The sequence below is a fragment of the Bifidobacterium miconis genome (genome assembly GCF_019331735.1).
Lineage (GTDB): Bacteria > Actinomycetota > Actinomycetes > Actinomycetales > Bifidobacteriaceae > Bifidobacterium > Bifidobacterium miconis.
Map to the genome: position 1 here is coordinate 44,532 of NZ_JAHBBH010000009.1, position 18,873 is coordinate 63,404.

12 protein-coding genes are annotated in these 18,873 nt (G+C 67.1%); 9 read left to right on the forward strand and 3 right to left on the reverse strand.

Going from position 1 to position 18,873, the window contains the following annotated elements; all coding sequences use genetic code 11:
• Nucleotides 1-21: 21 nt before the first annotated feature.
• Nucleotides 22-1,515, reverse strand: coding sequence for an aspartate ammonia-lyase (locus KIH79_RS04610; RefSeq protein WP_219058339.1), 1,494 nt, complete (start codon nt 1,513-1,515; stop codon nt 22-24).
• Nucleotides 1,516-1,781: 266 nt separating this feature from the next.
• Between KIH79_RS04610 and KIH79_RS04615 the strand changes: the two genes are divergently transcribed.
• The 4 genes from KIH79_RS04615 to KIH79_RS04630 all read left to right on the forward strand — a co-directional run bounded on the left by KIH79_RS04615 (nt 1,782) and on the right by KIH79_RS04630 (nt 9,085).
• The gene (locus tag KIH79_RS04615; protein WP_219058340.1) at nt 1,782-2,993 is read left to right on the forward strand and encodes an MFS transporter; all 1,212 of its coding nucleotides are present in this window, start codon (nt 1,782-1,784) and stop codon (nt 2,991-2,993) included.
• A gap of 129 nt (nt 2,994-3,122) precedes the next feature.
• Nucleotides 3,123-3,722 carry a DUF2975 domain-containing protein gene (locus KIH79_RS04620; RefSeq protein WP_236023613.1) on the forward strand — a complete coding sequence of 200 codons (600 nt, stop codon included), beginning with the start codon at nt 3,123-3,125 and terminating at the stop codon, nt 3,720-3,722.
• On the forward strand, nt 3,722-3,949 hold the full coding sequence (locus KIH79_RS04625) for a helix-turn-helix domain-containing protein (RefSeq protein WP_219058341.1): 228 nt from the start codon (nt 3,722-3,724) through the stop codon (nt 3,947-3,949). Before KIH79_RS04620 ends, KIH79_RS04625 begins: the two co-directional genes overlap by 1 nt.
• Before the next feature lie 63 nt (nt 3,950-4,012).
• The gene (locus tag KIH79_RS04630) at nt 4,013-9,085 is read left to right on the forward strand and encodes an Lhr family helicase (RefSeq protein WP_219058342.1); all 5,073 of its coding nucleotides are present in this window, start codon (nt 4,013-4,015) and stop codon (nt 9,083-9,085) included.
• 145 nt (nt 9,086-9,230) lie between these two features.
• On the opposite strand, the gene KIH79_RS04635 is transcribed toward KIH79_RS04630, so the two are convergent.
• Entirely contained in the window at nt 9,231-11,960 is a 2,730-nt protein-coding gene (locus tag KIH79_RS04635) for a DNA gyrase/topoisomerase IV subunit A (protein WP_219058343.1), read from the reverse strand.
• Between the two features lie 203 nt (nt 11,961-12,163).
• Between KIH79_RS04635 and KIH79_RS04640 the strand changes: the two genes are divergently transcribed.
• Nucleotides 12,164-13,429: an alkaline phosphatase family protein gene (locus KIH79_RS04640; protein ID WP_219058344.1), complete on the forward strand. Its 1,266-nt coding sequence runs from the start codon at nt 12,164-12,166 to the stop codon at nt 13,427-13,429.
• Between the two features lie 99 nt (nt 13,430-13,528).
• Here the strand turns inward: KIH79_RS04640 and sepH are convergent, their stop codons facing one another.
• Nucleotides 13,529-14,671 (reverse strand): septation protein SepH, encoded by a 1,143-nt coding sequence (gene sepH, locus KIH79_RS04645; protein WP_219058345.1) that lies wholly within the window; start codon nt 14,669-14,671, stop codon nt 13,529-13,531.
• A 148-nt stretch (nt 14,672-14,819) separates the two neighbouring features.
• On the opposite strand from sepH, the gene KIH79_RS04650 reads away from it, so the two are divergent.
• From KIH79_RS04650 to KIH79_RS04665, 4 genes are all read left to right on the forward strand, one after another.
• Nucleotides 14,820-15,113, forward strand: a complete 294-nt coding sequence (locus KIH79_RS04650; RefSeq protein WP_163231041.1) for a DUF4193 domain-containing protein — start codon at nt 14,820-14,822, stop codon at nt 15,111-15,113.
• On the forward strand, nt 15,113-15,592 hold the full coding sequence (gene dut, locus KIH79_RS04655; protein WP_219058346.1) for a dUTP diphosphatase: 480 nt from the start codon (nt 15,113-15,115) through the stop codon (nt 15,590-15,592). The genes KIH79_RS04650 and dut overlap by 1 nt, the downstream gene beginning before the upstream one ends.
• A gap of 96 nt (nt 15,593-15,688) precedes the next feature.
• Nucleotides 15,689-18,019: a RelA/SpoT family protein gene (locus tag KIH79_RS04660; protein ID WP_219058347.1), complete on the forward strand. Its 2,331-nt coding sequence runs from the start codon at nt 15,689-15,691 to the stop codon at nt 18,017-18,019.
• A gap of 94 nt (nt 18,020-18,113) precedes the next feature.
• Complete coding sequence (locus tag KIH79_RS04665) at nt 18,114-18,650, forward strand: peptidylprolyl isomerase (protein WP_219058348.1); 537 nt, start codon at nt 18,114-18,116, stop codon at nt 18,648-18,650.
• Nucleotides 18,651-18,873 lie beyond the last annotated feature (223 nt).

Genomic DNA, 18,873 nt, shown 5'->3' on the forward strand with positions numbered 1-18,873 from the left:
CCTGATGTGTGCTGCGCGGCGTCACTCGTGCCGTTCGCGGCAGGTCTGGCCGAGCCGGCGCGACAGGGCGATCGGGTCGAGCAGCGCGTCGAGCTCGTCGGCCGGCAGGTCGGTGCGCTCGCCGGCGACCTCGCGCACGGACCGGCCGCTGACCGCCGCCTCCTTGGCGATGTCGGCCGCGTGCTCGTAGCCGATCGCGTCGTTGAGCGTCGCGGCGATCGACGGCGAGTATGCGGCGTACCGGCGGCCCACCTCGGCGTTGATCGTGATGCCGTCCACGCAGCGCTCGCGGAACATCGCCATCGCGCGCGTCAGCAGATCGATGCCGCCGAGCAGCGCGTGGATCATCACCGGGTCGAACGCGTTGAGCTGCAACTGGCCTTCGGACGCGGCCCACGTGACCGTCGTGTCCATGCCGAACACCATGAAGCAGCACTGGTCCACGCATTCGGGAATCACCGGGTTCACCTTGCCGGGCATGATGCTGCTGCCGGCCTGACGCGCCGGCACGTTGAGATCGTTGAACCCGTCGTGCGGTCCGGAGTTGAGCAGGCGCAGGTCGTCGGCCGCCTTCTTCAAATGAACCGCGAGGTTCTTGACGGTCTGCGAGACGGCGATGTACGCGCTCATGTCGGTCATCGCGGCCACAGGGTCGGGTGCGGCCGTGATCGGCAGGCCGGTGATGCGCGCCAAGTGCTCGGTGGCGGTTTTGCGGAAGCGCAGGTCGGCGCAGATGCCCGTGCCGATGGCCGTGGCTCCGAGATTGAGCGACATGAGTCGAGGCACGACGCGCTCCAGTTCGGCGAGATCGGTTTTCAGGAAACTGGCGAACGCGTGGAATTCCTGTCCGTACGTCATCGGCACGGCGTCCTGCAGCTGCGTGCGTCCGATCGTCACGTCGTTGATGTGCCGGTCGGCCAGATCGTGGAACGACTTGGCGAGTCGCTTCGTTTCCTCCGCGAGGGGCCCAAGCGCATCGATGAGCGCGAGCTTGCACGCGGCCGGATACGTGTCGTTGGTGGACTGGCTGTGGTTGACGGTGTCGTTCGGGTGGATGACCGCGTAGTCGCCGCGCCGGCGGCCGATGATTTCGAGCGCGCGGTTGGCGATGACCTCGTTCATGTTCATGTTGGTGGACGTGCCGGCGCCGCCCTGCAGCACGTCGACGGGGAACTGGTCGGCGAGCTTGCCGCCTTCGATTTCCAGGCACGCGGCGACGATGGCGCGCGCCTTGTCCCCGTCTATCAGACCGAGTTCGGCGTTGGCTTCGGCGCACGCGCGCTTGACGGTCGCGTAGGCGCGCACGAGCTGCGGATGGGCCGAGTCGGGGATGCCGGAGACGGTGAAGTTGCCGATGGCGCGTTGCGTGTGGATGCCCCAGTAGACGTTCGCGGGGACTTCCATGGTGCCGATGCAGTCGTGTTCGAGCCGCGTCGGGCGTGCCTCGTGCGCCGCGTTCGCCGCGTGCGTTGCGGATGCCGTGGGTGTCGCCTGTGCTGGCTGATGGTCGCTCATGATGTGCTCCTTGCTGGTTGTCTGACACCATCATGGCGGGTTTGCGCGGGATATGCCATCGTTCGCCGTGCGCGAATGGCGATTGACTGCGGGCGGGATTTCCCGTCGCGACCGCGGCCGTTCGTTCGACGACACGCCAGCTGATTACCTGACGGTAATTATCGAGCCGGTTCGCTATCGTATGTACGAACGTACAGCATGAATCGTGTCATGACGCACGGCGCTCCGCGCGCCGCCGCCAACCAACGCACAAGGAGAACAGAGTCGTGGTCAACCTGCTGCTCGCCGTGATCTACCTCGCCTTCATCAGCCTCGGCCTGCCCGACGCCCTGCTCGGCGCCGCATGGCCCACCATGAGCCAGGATCTGGGCGCGCCCGTCTCATGGGCGGGCGGCATTTCCATGACGATCTCCGCCGGCACCATCGTCTCCGCGCTCCTGAGCGACCGCATGACGCTGCGCTTCGGCGCCGGCCGTGTCACCGCCGTATCGGTCGGCATGACCGCCGCCGCGTTGCTCGGCTTCTCCGTCGCGCCGAACTACTGGGCGCTCATCGGCATGGCCATCCCGTACGGCCTCGGCGCGGGCGGTGTGGACGCGGCGCTCAACAACTACGTCGCCATCCACTACGAAAGCCGGCACATGAGCTGGCTGCACTGCATGTGGGGCGTCGGCACGCTCGTCGGCCCGTATGTCATGGGCTATGCGCTGTCCAACGGCCAGGGCTGGCCGTGGGGCTACCGGTACATCGGCCTGCTGCAGATCGCGCTCACCGTCATGCTGGTGGTCAGCCTGCCGTTGTGGAAGTCGCGCAAGGCGACCGGCGGCGATGCCGCGGAAGGGCTGGGCGTCGTCTCTGCGGGTGCCGTGTCCGGCGAAGCCGCGGTCGAGCCGCGCAAGCCGTTGGGTGTCAAAGGCGTACTCGCCATCCGCGGCGCCAAGGAGATCCTCGTGATGTTCCTGTGCTACTGCGCCATCGAACAGACCGCTATGCTGTGGGGCAGTAGCTACATGGTGCTCGCCGACGGCGTCGACAAGGTGACCGCCGCCAGCCGCATCGCCGTCCTCTACTTCGGCATCACCATCGGGCGCGGGTTGAGCGGGTTCCTGACCATGCGCCTGTCCGATCCCGCCATGATCCGCCTCGGTCAGGCGCTCATCCTCGTCGGCGTCATCGTCATGCCGCTGCCGCTGCCGAACCATTTCGGCGTCTACGCCGGGCTCGCCGTGCTCGGCCTCGGCTGCGCCCCCGTCTACCCGTGCATCATCCACTCGACGCCCGCCTACTTCGGCGAGGAGAACTCGCAGGCCATCGTCGGCGTGCAGATGGCGTGCGCCTACGTCGGCACCATGCTCATGCCGCCGCTGTTCGGCCTCATCGCCCAGTACGCGACCATCCGCCTGCTGCCGCTCTACCTGTTCGCCTTCCTTGCGCTCATGGTCTTCATGCACGAGTCCCTGCGCCGCAAGCGCGGCTGACGCGTTTCGCCGGCGGGGCCCGTTGTGGCTGTTATTGAACTTGCATATCGAAAAACAATAGATTACTATTGAATTACGATTGATAATAATCGTTTTTCGATGGCAGTGACGACAAGGCTGGTGATCGACATGGGAAACGTTGGTTGGCTGCACGGCCGCACGGCATCCGCGGCGACGGCAGGGGAAGGCGACACTCGGATGTGGACGGAGTTTCATCCGCGGGCGATCAGGGCGCTCAGGGTGCTGATCGTGCTGTTCGGTCTGATCTGCGTGTTCGGGCAATACCTCGTGTACTCCATCGCGGAAGATGTGGTGAGCGTGTATCCCGAGACCGCGCCCGCACGCTGGCCGTACACGATCGCCGGCATACTCGGCGTCGCCTGCTTCGAGGCGGCGCTCGTACCCCTGTGGAAGCTGCTCGATCTGGTCAGGCGGCGCGACGTGTTCTCCGGCAGGGCCCTGCTGTGGGTCAACGTGATCATCGGCTGCGCCGGCGTTGAAGGGCTGCTGGTCTTGTTCGTACTGCTGTTCGGCGGGTTCGCCCGATTCGAATACTGTGATCCGACGAGCGGCGAATGCTTCCCCGCCGCCGTAACCATGCCAGCGATGGGGCTTGGGTGTTTGGTTGCATTGCTGCTTATCGCCGCGTTCATTCTGCTCATGCTCGTCATGCGCTCGCTGCTCGCCGCCGCGATCGCCCAGCGCGACGAACTCGAGGCGGTGATCTGATGGCGATCCGGGTGAACCTCGACGTGATGCTCGCCAGGCGCGGAATGGGTGTGAACGAGTTCGCCGAGCGCATCGGCATCACGCCGGCCAATGTGTCCGTGCTCAAAAACGGCCGCGCCAAGGCCATACGGTTCTCCACGCTCAACCGCATCTGTGAGGTGCTGGACTGTCAGCCCGGCGATGTGCTCGAATGGGTCGACGGGGATGGCGGTGAGGCCGCCGCGTAGATGTCTGCGCGGTTGCAGCCCCTGCGTGTCGGATCGTCCGCGGCGACAGGCATAATCGAACGTATGTACGAATGTTTGGATCTGTTCTCGACGCCCACCAAGGCATGGTTCAAGCATGCGTTCAAGGAGCCGACCGATGCGCAGCAAGCGGCGTGGCCGGCCATCCGGTCCGGCAAGAACGTGCTGGTGATCGCGCCCACCGGCTCCGGCAAGACCCTGTGCGCGTTCCTTTCGGCCATTGACCGGCTGATGGGGGAGCGGGCCGCGCGCTCCGCATCCGAACGGGGCGCGGCGACGGCGGACGGCACGGCATCGCCGGGCGTACGAGCCTCCACGCAATCCACCAATGGGATCGCGCAAGGCAAACGCCAGGGTGGACGAACGCGGCGGACCGCGGCCAAAGGCGTCACGGTGCTGTACGTTTCGCCGTTGAAGGCGCTCGCCGTCGACGTGGCCAAGAACCTGCAGGCACCGCTCGACGGCATCGCCGCGCAATGCGAGGCCATGGGCATGCAGCCGCCGAGCATTGCGGTGGCGACCCGCAGCGGCGACACCACGCCGCAGGAACGGCGGGCCATCGTCTCCCATCCGCCGGACATCCTCGTCACCACGCCGGAATCCCTGTACCTGCTGCTCACTTCCAAGGCCCGGCGCATCCTCACAACCGTGGACACGGTGATCGTGGACGAGGTGCACGCGCTCGCCGGCACCAAGCGCGGGGCGCACCTCGCACTCAGCCTCGAACGGCTCGACCTGCTGACGGCGCGGCCGGCACAGCGCATCGGGCTGTCGGCCACGGTGAACCCGCCCGAGGAAGCCGCTCGATTCCTCGGCGGCGTGCAGCCGGTGACCGTCGTCAACCCGGGGGAGCGGCCTGCAATGGACCTGCGCGTGGTCGAACCATTGGCGAACATGCGCGATCTGCAGTCAGCCAACGTTCCCTCCCGCGCAGGCGGCACGGAAGCGCAGAAGGCAACGGCGCAGCACATTTCCGGCGTCACGCCGGCCATGCAGCGTCTGGCCGAACGCCGCGGCATCGCCGGCATGGCAGTGGATGGCGGAACATCGGCGTCGCCGGCGGGCGGGCGGACCGTCGGATCGGATTCGATCGCCCTGACGGGGGCGGCCGGAGAGCGCACTTCCGGTTCCATCTGGCCGGTCGTGGAACGCAGCATCCTCGACGAAATCCTCGCACATCACACCACGCTCGTGTTCGTCAATTCACGCGGGCTGGCCGAAAAGCTCACCGCACGGCTCAACGATCGGTACGCCGACATGCGCGGCACGGGCCACGCCATCGCCTCGCCGGAGGGACGTGAAGAGTTCGCGCAGCACTATGACGCGGTGGTCGGCTCGACGACCATGCTTGTCCAATCGCACGGCGCCGACGACGTGATCGCGATGGCGCATCACGGCTCCGTGTCCAAGGACCGGCGCAAGCAGATCGAGGAACAGCTCAAACGCGGGCAACTGCGCTGCGTGGTGGCCACGAGCAGCCTCGAACTCGGCATCGACATGGGTTCGGTCGATCTGGTCATCCAGGTCTCGCCGCCGTTGTCCGTCGCATCCGGCCTGCAGCGCGTGGGCCGCGCCGACCACCGTGTCGGCGGCGTTTCGCACGCGCTGTTCTACCCGCTGACCCGCGAACAGATCGTCGGCGTCGCGGCCAGCATCGAAAGCATGACGGCCGGCGACCTCGAACCGCTGGCCGTGCCGCGCAACCCGCTCGACATCCTCGCCCAGCAGACCGTCGCCGCCGCGGCGATGGACGATCTCACACCGGACGACTGGTATGCGACCGTGCGCAAGGCCGCGCCGTTCGCCGACCTCGGCCGCGACATGTTCGACGCGGTCATGGGCATGATGACCGGTGCCTACAACACCGAGGAATTCTCCGCATTCCGCCCGCCGCTCATGTGGAACCACGACGACGACCTCATCGCCGCACGTCCCGGCGCGCAGCGGCTCGCCGTCACCAGCGGCGGCACCATCCCCGACCGGGGACTGTACACGGTCGTCCTGCCCGAGGCCGACGCCGGCAAAGGCCCCCGCCGCGTCGGCGAACTCGACGAGGAAATGGTCTACGAATCCCGCGTCGGCGACGTGATCACCCTCGGCACCTCCACATGGCAGATCCAGGAGATCACCCGCGACCGCGTCATCGTCACGCCCGCGCCGGGACGCACCGCGCGCCTGCCGTTCTGGCACGGCGAGGAAAGCGGGCGCGACTACGGATTCGGCAAAGCCAAAGGCCGGTTCCTGCGCGAAGTCGCCGGAGGCTTGCAGTCATCGGCAACGATTGCCCACGTGCCGGGTGGGGCGGAGACCTCCGGCGGCGCGGGAGCCCCCGACCAAGGCCCTCGTTTCGACGAGGCCATCGAGCGGCGATTGCGCGGCGACGGGCTCGACGACAACGCCATCGACAATCTCGCACGGCTGCTCGCCGAGCAGCAAGCCTCAACCGGCATCGTGCCGAGCGACCGCGCCATCGTCATCGAACGGTGTCCGGACGAGGAGGGGGACTGGCGCGTCATCATCCATTCCCCGTTCGGCAGGCGCGTGCACGAGCCATGGGCCATGGCGATCACCACCCGTCTCAAGCAGCGCTACGGCTTCGACGGACAGGCGTACGCCGCCGACGACGGTATCGTCTTGCGTCTGCCTGAAGGCGAAGGCACCATTCCGATCCGGGAGCTGGTGACGTTCGACCCCGACGATTTGCAGCGCGTCGTCGAAACGCAGGTGGGGGAGAGCGTGCTGTTCGCCGCCCGATTCCGCGAATGCGCGGCGCGATCCCTGTTCCTGCCGCGCACCGAACCCGGCAAACGCGTGCCGTTATGGCAGCAGCGGTTGCGCGCCGCGCAACTGCTCAACGCCGCCCGCCTGAAGCGCAACTTCCCGCTGCTGTTGGAAACCGCGCGCGAATGCCTGCAGGACGTGTATGATCTGCCTGCGCTCAGGGAGATCATGACCGGACTCAACGCAGGCACCATCACCTTGCGCGAAACGGATACGCAGACGCCGTCGCCGCTTGCCGAAAACCTGCTGTTCGGCTTCGTCGGTTCCGTCATGTACCAGTACGACGTGCCGCAGGCCGAACGCAGCGCGCAACTCCTGTCCATGGACCCCGACGTGCTGGAACGCCTGCTCGGCACGACGGACCTGTCCGCCGTGCTCGACCCGGACGTGATCGCCGAAGTCGAAGACCAGCTCGCCCAGCGCACGTTCTGGAACGAACTCGCCGCCGACGACATCGACGGCCGCGTTGCCCGCTACGCCAAAACCCACGGGCCGTTCACCGCCGACCGGCTCATCGGCGACCTGCACATCGACGCGACGGAAGCCGTGCATGCGCTCGACCGGCTCCAATCCCAAGGCGAACTGCTGAACGGCGCATTCCTGCACGGCATCACCGCAAGGCAGTGGCTGCACAAGGACGTGTTCCGCCGCATCCGATCCCGCTCCCTCGCCAAGGCGCGCGCCGCGATCAAGCCGGTCGCCCCGGACATCTACCAGGCGTTCCTGCTCGACCGGCAGGGCGTCGGACCGGTCGGAGGAGAACGATATCACGGCGAAGACGGGCTGATGCGCGTCATCGAACAGCTCGAAGGCGTCGCCCTGCCCCTTGACGTGTGGGAAAACGGCGTGTTCCCCGCGCGGGTGGGCGATTATGCGCCGTCCATGCTCGACGAGCTCGTCGCGGACGGGGAAGTGACGTGGATTGGCTCCAAAATCGGAGACACCAAAGCCGACGAACCGGGAATGGTCGCCTTCCACCCATCCGATTCGGTGATGCTGCCCGTCATCGACGGTGCCGAGCACTCAACGCGCGTCGCCGCGGCGTCCGCAGCATCCGCCGCGGCCGTTGAACGGGCCGATGAAGCCGAGGAGGATGCGCTCACCATTCCCGACGCCATCCTGTCGGTGCTCTCATCCGGTGGCGCCTACCGAGCCGACCAGCTGGCCGTAATGACCAACCGGCTCTGGCAGGAGGAATCCACGGACGTGGATCCGCAAACCGGCGAGATCCTGCCCCGCGCATGGTCGGACAGCCAGTTCGAGGAAGCATTGTGGTCGCTCGTCTGGCAGGGGAAGGCCACCAACAGCTCCCTGACTCCGATTCGGGCGCTTGCCGCCGGAACCCGCAAAGTGCGTGCGCCTGCCCGCGCGTCGCGTCGGCGCGTGCGCGTGCAGGTCGGCGTTCCGGCACGCATGGGCGGACTGTGGTCGCTGGTCGGCAACGGCATGGCGACGCCTGAACCGGCGACACCCGGCCCATGGACGATTCCGAGGGAAGCCGTGGGAAACGCCGTTTCGGGAGAAGAATCGGCGGTGGTCTCGGCAACAGGTTTCGGCCGGCAGGCGGAGGCCGGATCTTCCGGCGAGACCATATCGCCCGAACAACATGTCATCGCATTGACGGAGGCATTGCTGGACCGCTACGGCGTGATCGCACAGCCGCTGGTGGATCAGGAAGGAATACCCGGCGGGTTCTCCGCATTGTATCCCGTGCTCAAGCGCATGGAGGAAACCGGGACGCTGGTGCGCGGCATGTTCGTGCGAGGCTTCGGCGCCGCCCAATTCGCCGACAAGGATACCGTGAACGCGCTGCGCGACGCGGAACATGGACACAGCCAATCCAACGTGGCCCTTGACGCCACCGATCCGGCGAACCTGACCGGTTCGGCCATCGCATGGCCGGCCATCCCTTCCGCAATCCGGCAACCGTCCCCGGAGACGGAACGGACCGCCGCGGATGCCGGGAATAGCGCTCCCGCCTATGAGAAGGGAGCGGCAACCACAACGATCCGACGAACCGGAACTGCGGGCAGGCCGGCACGCCGAGCCGGCACCATCGTCGTGCTCGGCCAAGGCAGACCGGTGCTCTACGCGGCGCCCCGCACGCACCGGATCATCGCCTTCGACCGCACCGAAACCGTATTGCGCCCGGCATGTTCGGAACTGGCGTTCGCCCTGCGCCGCACGCTCGACAACGGCACCCGTACAGGCAACGCCGGCGGCATCACCTTCGCCGACCTCAGCGGCGAATCGCTCATCCGCGGCGGCGACGCCGCCCGCATTCTGCATGCCGCCGGCTTCACCCCCTGCCCTCAGGGCATGAAGCTCTACCGATGACCGTCGCTCGCCTTCCGCATGCTCGCCGAGCCTTCCGTGTCGAGACGCGCGTGGAACAATGCCCCTGAACGCATGGCATGACGCAGGGGATGGAAGACCTGCTCCTTCCATCCCCTGCGAACCGTAAGTCGGCCGATATTGTGTCTCAGCCGACGAACGCGATCGGCGCCGCCAGATCGACGCCGGAACCGTCGCGGCGCATGTCCGGCGCCGGCAGTGTCACCGCGGAACCGGATTCGGTGGAAGCGTGCAGCGGCCATGCGCCCACCCATGCAAGGATCAGCGTGTTCTGCCCCTTGAGGAAGCGCTGCGAGCGCACGCCGCCCGTGCCGCGGCCCTTGGTCGGATACAATTCGAACGGCGTCACCTTCGCACAGCCGTTCTCCGTGCCCGGCAGCGCGTCCTTGTCGCCGGCGACCGTGAGCACCACGGCGCCCGAAGCGTTCGACAGATCGGCGTCAGCGCCGTTCTCCCCGTCGCCGTCCCCACCGGTCCACGCGATGCGTCCCGCCGGCACCACGTTGAACGACACCGCCGCGCAGCCCTTGGCCAGACGGATGCCGGCCATGCCGCCGGCCGTACGGCCCTGCGGACGCACGTTGGACGCCTCGAACGTGAGCAGCGACGAATCGGACGAGACGAACACAAGACGGTCGTCGTCGGCCGCGTCGGCCGCAAACAGCACTTCGTCGCCGTCCTTCAGGTCGATCACGTTCCACGAATCCATCGTCGTCGGCGACTCGCGGTTCCAACGCTTGACCACGCCGCCGCGCGTGCCGATCGCCAACGGGGCGAGTACGGCGCCATCCGGTCCTGCCGCACCCTCCGGCGACTCCACGCCGTTCAGCGTGCCGGTCATCGCCACGGCGGCGACCACGCGCTCGCCGGGCACCGGATCGGTGCTTTCGGTCAATCCCAGCAGTTCGTTCGCGCGGATGCCGCCCATCGTGCTCAACGTGTCGGACGCGGCCAATGTGGGCAGTTCGACCGCATGCGCGAGCACCAGTCGTCCCGCCGACGTGATCAGGCCGTACGACGAACGCGTCGTCGTACGGAAGATCGACGTGATCTGATCGTCAGGCCTGCGCGCGTCCGCGACGGAACGCGACTCCCACACGTCCCAAGCGGCCGGCGACGTACGCGCGATCAGACCGGAGGCGCTCAGCATCACCACGCACGGCTCGTCGTCGATCTGCAGCGCGGCGGCCGTCGCGTTCTCCTCGCCGGCCTTCTTCGCCGCCGCGGTCGCCGCCGCCACGTCAGCCGCGGCCGACGACAGTTTCGTCGCGGTGCGGGCCGCCTCCAACGCGGCCGTCGACGCCGAGTCGTCGCCGTGCGGCGTCACCGGGGTCAGCGTGCCGTCCTCGCCCTCGTCAAGCAGCACGGTGCGACGCGGAGAGCCGTACGTCTTGACCGCCGCGTCCATCTCGCGCACCACCACGCGGTCGAGCTCCTTGTCCGAAGCGAGAATGCGCTCCAGTTCCTCGATGCGCTGCTTCAAATCATCGCGTTCCGCCTCAAGCTCGATGCGGCTCATCTTCGTGAGCCGCCGCAGCCGCAGGTCGAGAATGTACTGCGCCTGAATGTCGTCGAGGTCGAACACGGCGATCAGGCGGCTCTTCGCGGCATCCGCGTCGTCGGACGTGCGGATCACCTGAATCACCTCGTCAATGTCGATCAGCGCGAGCAGCAGGCCCTCGACCAGATGCAGCCGCTCCAGCGCCTTCTTGCGGCGGAACTCGCTGCGCCGGCGCACCACCACGCGACGGTGGTCGATCCACACCTGCAGCAGTTCCTTCAGACCCATCGTGTGCGGGCGGCCGTCCACGAGCGCCACGTTGTTGATCGTGAAATTGTCCTGCAGCGGCGTGTGGCGGAACAGCTGCGCGAGCACCGCGTTCGGGTCGAACCCGGTCTTCACCTCGATCACGAGACGCGTGCCGTTGTGCCGGTCCGTCAGGTCGATCGCGCCCGAAATGCCTTCCAGCTTGCGGTTCTTCACGCCTTCGGAAATGCGCTCCAGCACGCGTTCGGGGCCGACCATAAACGGCAGTTCGGTCACCACGATCGCCTTCTTGCGTGCGGTCACGTTCTCGATGTGCGTCTTCGAACGCGTGGTGAGCGTGCCGCGGCCCGTCGCGTACGCGTCGCGAATGCCGTCGCGGCCGATGACGATGCCGCCGCCCGGCCAGTCCGGCCCCGGCACGTAGCGCATCAGCTCCTCGAGCGACGCGGTCGGATACTTCATGAGATGCTTGGCGGCCGCCACAACCTCGCCGAGGTTGTGCGTGGCCATGTTCGTCGCCATGCCCACGGCGATGCCCGAACCGCCGTTGACCAGCAGGTTCGGAATCGCGGCCGGCAGCACGGTCGGCTCCTTGAGCTTGTTGTCGTAGTTCGGCGTGAAATCGACCGTGTCCTCGTCGATGTCGGCGTTCATGCCGAGCGCCGCGGGAGCCAGACGCGCCTCCGTATAACGCGAGGCGGCCGGGCCGTCGTCGAGCGAGCCGAAATTGCCGTGGCCGTCCACCAGCGGCAGACGCATCGCGAACGGCTGGGCGAGACGCACCATCGCCTCGTAGATCGCCGAATCGCCGTGCGGATGCAGCTTGCCCATCACCTCGCCGACCACGCGCGCCGACTTCATGTACGCGCGGTCCGGAGTCAGGTTCATTTCGCCCATCTGGTAGATGATGCGCCGCTGCACCGGCTTCAGGCCGTCGCGCGCGTCGGGCAGGGCGCGCGCGTAGATCACCGAATACGCGTATTCGAGGAACGACTTGCTCATCTCCTCGTTCAACGGCGTTTCGACGATGTGCTCCCTGACCGTGCGAAGGTCATAGGCTGCTGATGCCGGCTTGCGATGTGATGCCATGCGTGCGCGCTCCCACTGGTCGATTGCGGACAAACGGACGGAATAACCGGTCCATGATACCGAACCCGTGCGAACATCCGTGCGACGATCGCATGCAGCCGATGCTCATCGGCATTCGGCGACGCTCGCCGACGCCCGCCGTCGTTTGCGGGCAACGCCCCGCTCCGGCACGATGTTCACCCCGCAGTGATTGAATGGAGCGCATGAGTGTGGATATTCCGGACATGAGCGAACTGCTGAAGCTGACGCCGACGGCGCGATACGGCGATGACGCGCCCGATCGCGCGGCCGCTGCCGGGGCCAATGCCGTCGCCGACGCAACCGGCGCGCGCGGGGGAGCGCTGCACCTGTCCGCCATCCTGCCGGCCGTATCCGCAGCCATCGGGCATCCGATCAACACCGCCGTCCACCGTGACCCGAAGGCGTTGCAGCGCGCGCTCGGACTGCCCGACGCGACCAGCGCGATCGTCGTGCTCGTCGACGGACTCGGCTACTGGAACCTCGCCATGCGGCTCGGCCATGCGCCCTACCTGCGCTCGCTGATGAACGAGCCGGCCAACCAGCGGCCGATCGCCACCTGCGCGCCCAGCACGACCGTCGCCGCGATGGCCACGTTCGGCACGGGCACCTGTCCGGGACTGACCGGCATGGCCGGCTACACGCAGCTCAATCCGGTCACCGGCAAACTGTCGCAGCTCATCCAGTTCACCGACGCGATCCCGCCGTCCGACCTGCAGCGCCAGCCCACCGTGTTCGAACGGCTCGCCCTGCGCGGCGTGCAGGTCACCAGCTGCGGCCTGCCGAAGTTCAAGGATTCGCCGCTGACCGAAGCGGCATTGCGCGGGCCGGCTTACGTCGGGGGCGTCACGCCGCGCGATCGGCTGCTCGCCGCCTGCGACGCCGCGAAGACGCCGGGACTGACCTATCTGTACATTCGCGACGCCGACAAGACCGGCCATTCCTACGGCTGGGATTCGGACAAGTGGATCGGCGTGTTCGAACGCATCGACGCGCAGCTGGCCGCGCTCAGGCACAACGCGCCGCACGGCACGCTCATCGTCGTCACCGCCGACCACGGCATGATCACGGCGGATCCCGACCAGCGCATCGACATCGCCGCCGAGCCGCAGCTGAGCCGCGGCGTGCGCGTGGTCGGCGGCGAGCCGCGCGCGCTCATGCTCTACGCGGAGGAAGGGGAACCGGCCGAGGACATCGCGCACCGCTGGCGCGAGCGGCTGGGAGGTCTCGCGCTCGTGCGCACGCGCGACGAGGCGATCGCGCAGGGCCTGTTCGGCCCCGTCGACGACCGTGTGCGGCCGATGCTCGGCGACGTGCTGGTCGCGGCCGCCGAATCGGTCACCATCGTCGACTCGCGCACCCAGTCGGACAAGGCCACGCACCTGCCGAGCGTGCACGGATCGCAGAGCATGATGGAATCCGACATTCCGTGCCTGATCGACGTGGCCTAGGCGTTCGCCGATCAGGCAACGCGCCGGCGCCACGGCGGTCGCGTGCGTGACGGCAGCGTCTGCGCGTCGGATCGCTTGGCCGCGGCAGGCGGCGGAACGCTACTCGCCGAACAGGATCTCGTCCCACGTCGGCACGGCGGAACGGCCCGACCGGCGTTTGGCTGGTTTGTTCTGCGACGGCTGCGCGGCCTCGCCGGCCGTCTGGCCGTCCTGCGAAGCGGACGCGGCGGCCGGACCGTTGCTCTGCGCTGTGTCCGGCGACGCCGCCGGGCCGGCTGTCGGGTCGGCGATGGCGGCGGACGCCGGAATCGCCGGTTGCGTCGGCTGCTCCGGATGCGCGGTCGATTGCGCATCCGGACGCGGCGACCCGTCCCCGCCGGGGATGGCGGTCGACAGCACCGGCGCGACGATCGGCGGCAGGGATGCCTCCGCGGTCTCGGCCGCCGTTTGGTTTCCGCTCGCCGGCACAGCCGCGTTCGATCCGGTCGCCGACGTGCCGGCGGCGGTTCCCGTCGCCCCGCCGTCCTGCGCCATGTTCCATTCGGACACCGCGCGTTCGATGCGCGCCGACCTGATCGAGTCGCCGGGCAGGTTCAATTCGATCGCAAAACCGTCGTCGTCCTCGTCGGCCGGAAGGGGAGCGCCCTGCGTGCCGAGATTCTGCTCGCCGAGCAGCTTTTTCGCCGCCGAATTCAGGCACACCACGGCATTGTCGTGCATGTTCCACGTCCATTCGGCCCGCACCGCGTGCCCGGACGACATGAACCGCGCGGTGATCCGCCACGGTTCGAGACCGCGGCGCGTGGCCTGCCAGTTCAGCGTCTCCATGCCGATGCGCGCCGAGGCGAGCGTGCGCTCGATCAGCTCGGCGACCGTGCGCATGTGGCTTTCCTTCGGGGCGGGAACGATCAGGAACTGCTCGATCGCGTACTGCTTCTCCGTTTCCACCGCGGACGAAAAACGCCGGACCAGCGCCTCGCTCAGGTTGTAGCGTTCGGCGACGCGCACGGGATCCGCCCCCGCGCGGATCAGCGACTGGATCTGCGAGATCGGCAGCGTGCTCACGTTCTGCGGCTGCCGGTTGCGCTGCGATTCGGAGCGGATCTGCTTGGCCTCGAGAATGGCGCGCTCCAGCGTGTCGTCGACGGCGACGGCGAACCTGCGGCCGCCGGCCGAGAACACCAGATCGCCGGTCCCGTCGACATGGTCGAATCGGGCTTGCTCCAGCGGATTTTCAGGCATATGCGCACCACTTTCCCTCATCGAGTATTACCGTATCCATTGTGCCTTACGTGTCGTATTTTACGAGTATTTCGACCCGCGTATCCTAAGCCGGGCAAAAGTCATGTATCCTATGGCGCAGAAGAACCACATTCGAGAAAGGAACACGATGGCTCAGGATTACGATTCCCCTCGCAACAAGGACGAGGACGAGGAGTCGCTGCAGGCGCTCGGCAAGGGATCGCAGAACTCCTCCAGCGACATCGACGATGACGAGAACGCCATCGCCGAGGACTATGAGCTGCCCGGCGCGGACCTGAGCAACGAGGACGCCTCGGTGACCGTCATCCCGATGCAGGGCGACGAGTTCATCTGCTCCGAATGCTATCTGGTCAAGCACCGCAGCCAGCTGGCCTACACCACCGAAGACGGCCAGCCGGTGTGCAAGGAGTGCGCCGCCTGATGGCGATCGACGAAACGTACAACGAGCCGGAAACCGTCGAGGTGCTCGTCAAGTCCCTTGACCCCGATCATCCGGCCGAACTGTTCTACGCCCACGCCGGAGACGCCGGCGCCGACCTGATCACCACCGAGGCGGTCGAACTCAAGCCGTTCCAGCGGGCGCTGGTGCCCACCGGAGTGGCCATCGCGCTGCCCGCCGGCTACGTCGGCCTCGTGCATCCGCGCTCCGGCCTCGCCGTCAAGCGCGGCGTCACCGTGCTCAACGCGCCAGGCACCATCGACGCCGGCTATCGCGGCGAAATCAAGGTGCCGCTGATCAACCTCGACCCCGAGCACACGGTGCGCTTCGAGCCCGGCGACCGCATCGCCCAGCTGGTCATCCAGCGCTACGCCGAGGCCCGGTTCATTCCGGCCGAGACGCTGCCGGGATCGGACCGCGCCGAACGCGGCTTCGGCTCCACCGGCGTCGCCTCGAAGTAAGCGCCCGGGCGATACGGCGGAATCGGCGGGAACCGGGCGCGCGTGAGGCGGCAAACGAGGTAGGATAACACTCATTACACGAGAGAGAGGTGGATCATGGCTAACGCTGAAGGCGACTATAGCGCGGCACGCATGTTGGGTTGTGAAATCAGCGATGATCCGCTCAACCCCCTCAAGCCGATCGTCGAATCGTGCCGGGCGCACCATCCGCAGGAGGACCTGTCCATCCTCGAGCGCGCCTACCGCCGCGCGGTCACGCAGCACGCGCCCCAGCGGCGTAAGTCGGGCGAGCCGTACATCATCCATCCGCTCGCCGTCGCGCAGATCCTCGCCGATCTCGGCATGGGTCCGCTCGTCGTCGCGGCGGGCCTCCTGCACGACACCGTCGAGGACACCGACTACACGCTCGACCAGTGCCGCGCCGAGTTCGGCGACACCGTCACCGGACTCGTCGACGGCGTGACCAAGCTGAGCAAGATGGAGTACGGCGATTCCGCGCAGGCCGAGACGATCCGCAAAATGGTCGTCGCGATGAGCCGCGACGTGCGCGTGCTCGTCGTCAAGCTCGCCGACCGCGTGCACAACGCGCGCACATGGCGGTACGTGAAGACGTCCGGCGCGCAGAAGAAGGCGCGCGAAACGCTCGACGTGTACGCGCCGCTTGCCAACCGCCTCGGCATGAACGCCATCAAGACCGAGCTCGAGGAACTCAGCTTCAAGGTGCTCTACCCGAAGATCTACAACGAGATCGTCGTGCTCGTCGCACGCCGCGCGGGCCAGCGCAACGTGTACCTCAAGCAGATCCTGGCCGAGATCAACGAGGACCTCGACGCGCAGCACATCAAGGCGTACGTGACCGGTCGGCCAAAGGACTACTTCTCGATCTACCAGAAAATGATCGTGCGCGGGCACGATTTCTCCAACATCTACGATCTGGTCGGTGTGCGCATCATCGTCGACACGATCCAGGACTGCTACGCCGCCCTCGGTGCGGTGCACGCCCGCTGGAGCCCGGTCCCCGGCCGCTTCAAGGACTACATCGCCATGCCGAAGCTCAACATGTACCAGTCGCTGCACACGACGGTCGTGGGTCCGGGCGGCAAGCCGGTCGAAATCCAGATCCGCACGTGGGACATGCACCGGCGCGCGGAATTCGGCATCGCCGCGCACTGGAAGTACAAGGCGAACGGGCAGGCCGGCCGCGCATTGAGCTCGCCGGACAAGTCCGACCTCAAGCGCGACGGCGAGGCACAGGAGCTGAGCGAGGCCGACAACCTCAAGTGGATTCAGCAGCTGGCCGACTGGACGAGCGAAACGCCCGACTCCAAGGAGTTCCTCGGCTCGCTCAAGGAGGATCTCGGCGCGGCCGAAGTGTACGTGTTCACGCCGAAGGGCAAGATCGTCTCCCTGCCGGCCGACGCGACCCCCGTCGACTTCGCGTACGCGGTGCACACCGAAGTCGGACACCGCACGATGGGCGCGCGCGTCAACGGCCGTCTCGTGCCGCTCGACACCCGACTCGAAAACGGCGACACCGTCGAGGTGCTCACCTCCAAGTCCGAGACCGCCGGACCTTCGCGCGACTGGCTGAGCTTCGTCAAAAGCCCCAAGGCGCGCAACAAGATCCGCCAGTGGTTCTCCAAGGAGCGCCGCACTGAGGCCATCGAGGAGGGGCGCGACGAGCTGACGCGCGCCATGCGCAAGCGCAACCTGCCGATCGCCACGCTGCTCACCCCGGGCGCGCTGGTCGGCGTGGCCGACGAGCTCAACTGCTCCGGCGTCGACAACCTGTTCGCGGCCATCGGCGACGGGCAGATCTCCACGCAGAACGTCATCGCGCACCTCGTCAAGGACGCCGGAAGCGACGAGGTCGACGAGGAGGTGGAGCAGGAGGCCCTGCCGCTGCGCCAGGTCGAATCGGCGAAGAAGACCACGAGCTCGCTCGGCGTGTCCGTCAAGGGCGTGGGCGACGTGTGGGTCAAGCTCGCCCGCTGCTGCATGCCCGTGCCCGGAGACAAGATCATCGGCTTCATCACGCGCAATCAGGGCGTGTCCGTGCACCGCACCGACTGCCAGAACATGCTCGACCTCGAACGGCGCCAGCCCGAGCGCGTCGTCGACGTGCAGTGGACCAGCACCAAGGGCCTGTTCATGGTCAAGATCCAGGTGGAGGCGCTCGACCGCCAGCACCTGCTCTCCGACATCACGCGCGTGCTCGCCGATCATGGCGTCAACATCATCTCCGGCTCGCAGACCACCGGCCGCGACCGCGTCGCCATCAGCCAGTTCAGCTTTGAAATGGCCGACCCGCAGCACCTGAACCGTCTGCTGGCCGCCGTGCGCAAGATCGATGGCGTGTTCGACGTGTACCGCATCACCGGCACCAAGGAGTCGCAGGAGCCGCGGCTGCGCAAGATGCAGGACTAGCGTTCCGCCCTCCAGTCCCCGTCTCGTCGCCCGTCAGCTCCCGGCCGCGCGGTTTGCGCCGTCCGGTCGGGAGCGTCTGCCACACTGGTGCGCTATGAGTACCATCGTTATGCACACCTCCGAAGGTGACATCAAGATCAACCTGTTCGACGACGAGACCCCGGTCACCGTCAAGAACTTCCTCGGCCTCGCCACCGGCGAGAAGGAGTGGACGGACCCGTTCACCGGCCAGCCGTCGCACGAGCCGTTCTACAACGGCCTGACGTTCCACCGCATCATCAAGGACTTCATGATCCAGGGCGGCTGCCCGCTCGGCAACGGCACCGGCGGCCCGGGCTACGACTTCGACGACGAGATCGTCCCCGATCTCAAGTTCGACCGCCCGTACCTGCTCGCCATGGCGAACGCCGGCCTGCGCCGCGGCCGCGACGGCAAGATCCACGGCACCAACGGCTCGCAGTTCTTCATCACCACCGTGCCGACCCCGTGGCTCGACGGCCACCACACGATCTTCGGCGAGGTCGCCGACGACGAGTCCAAGAAGGTCGTCGACAAGCTCGAAGCGCTGCCGACCGACCGTTCCGACGCGCCGCTCGAACCGGCCGGCATCCTGTCGGTCGACGTGCTGTGACGCTTTGCCGTCGTCGTTGCGTTCGCGCGCATAGCTGACGCTGTTCGATGTGGCCTCTCCCGACAAGGAGAGGCCACAATCGTATGCTCCCCATATTCTCCGTTCGTTTGCCGTGTGTTTGCCGTGTGTTCGTCAACACATGACGACCGCCGCCGGCGTGTTGGTGAGGCCCGTGCTGTACTTGGAGTATGGCATACACGGTATGACGCGTATGCAGCATACG